Source organism: Photobacterium sp. MCCC 1A19761 (assembly GCF_037389125.1).
Lineage (GTDB): Bacteria > Pseudomonadota > Gammaproteobacteria > Enterobacterales > Vibrionaceae > Photobacterium.
The window spans coordinates 1-1,600 of sequence record NZ_JAZGTF010000052.1; the positions used below are offsets into that span (position 1 = coordinate 1).

Annotated in this window: 2 protein-coding genes; one reads left to right on the forward strand and one right to left on the reverse strand. The window is 52.3% G+C overall.

Annotated elements, in window-relative coordinates; genetic code table 11:
* Window positions 1-778: ABC transporter transmembrane domain-containing protein (locus VV869_RS24210; RefSeq protein WP_337737517.1), on the reverse strand; the 778-nt coding region annotated here is incomplete at its 3' end.
* Window positions 779-1,376: 598 nt separating this feature from the next.
* Between VV869_RS24210 and VV869_RS24215 the strand changes: the two genes are divergently transcribed.
* Window positions 1,377-1,600, forward strand: a 224-nt coding sequence (locus VV869_RS24215; protein WP_337737518.1) for a transposase family protein, incomplete at its 3' end; no start/stop codon positions are given.

Here is a 1,600-nt window from a genome sequence, read left to right on the forward strand (position 1 = left end):
CAATAGCGAATGTTGCAACGGCCTGTAGCAGCGCGATCGCAATCGCAGCAGCGGTTGCCACATGGCTGACCCAGGCCACCATGCCCTGAGTGAAGCGGTTCGTGGCTGCATGGTAATCCGCCAGCGCGCCTGATTGGGCCCCATAGAGTCGGTTGACCCGGATCCCGCGCACATAATCGTTGACGGCGGTGACGATGGCTCCCATCACTTCCATCCGCTCTGCACCGAAACGTACCGAATAGCGCGGCACCAGAACGAGGTAGTACAACGCTGCGATACCTCCGGGGATCAAGGCGATCAAAGCCATTGGTCCGGCAATTGTCAGCAGCAAGATCATCGAAGCGACAGGGACAATGACAAAGGTGGCAATTTCCGCCGGTAAGTGTGCGATGAGATGGTGCAGGGCGGCAATATCGTCGGAAACCATCCGTCGTAGCGCGTTGTCACCGTGGCGTGCCAAGGTCCGGGACGGCAGCCGAGTCAGGTGATTGGCAACTTGTCGCCGCAGCCGGGCAGAAAAGCTTGCTTCAGCCGCATGGGCGATCCTTGAAGCTGCAGAAGCGCAAAGGGCCCCGGCGAGCCAGCAACCGCAGGCCCCGATAACCCACAGAGGAGACAAGTTGTTGATTAAGCCGATGAGGCACCATAGCGCTCCTAATTTCGCCAGGCCGGACAGTCCTTCGGCCAGCATCCCGATGACCAGTTGCGGCAGCGCGGGCTTGAGTGCCGGGAGTAATACGGGATCGAGAAGGCGGATTTGAGACTGACGGCCATTCATTGGAAACCTCTCATTCCCGCAGCAGGCAAGGTTGTCATGCTGAATAGATCGCACCGGATGTTATGACGATTTTCCAACACCCGTGCATGTTGTGCGTCACCTGCCCGTTGGTATCGACGCATCGGGGAATCACTTCTCATGCTGTGTTTCACTCCCTTGAATGAACTGATTTGATAATAATTATCAGTTACTAATGACTTCGGGTCATTATAGGATTGATATTCAACCAGGTGCAATAAGAATGTTGAAGTCCGACGGGGAAAAAAGCGGTTCTGTCATGCGTGGGAGCATCCGGAACAAAGTGCCGCTTCCCATAGGTCATCGTGTTTTGAGGAGGCTTTTATCACCAAGGTGACTCACAGTTTGCGCTTTTTTATGGCTTTGTTGACTAAATCGGCGTGAACTTTTCTTGCAGTCAGTGATCTGATCTTGTGACGTTTACTGACAGGCCATCCTCATGGGAAAAAGCACTTACCGAACAGATAACTGGAAAGAGTACAACCCAGGGTGAGATCACGAACGTTTTGTGACCAAATTCTGTGGGTTTGACCGGCCGATCGAATTATGATCTTATACTCCCTTTTTCGGGAGTTCTAAGGTGAGTATCGAGGCTTTTTCTCAGTATTTTGGCGATCTGCAAGACCCTCGTCAGTCTGCGAAAATCAGTTATCCCTTATTCGATGTTCTGTTTCTTACTGTTTGTGCGACGATTGCTGGAGCTGAGGGCTGGGAAGACATTGAAGATTTCGGTGAAGCACATTTTCAGTGGTTTCAGCAAAAAGGTCTTTTTACATCCGGACTTCCTGTTCATGACACCATTGC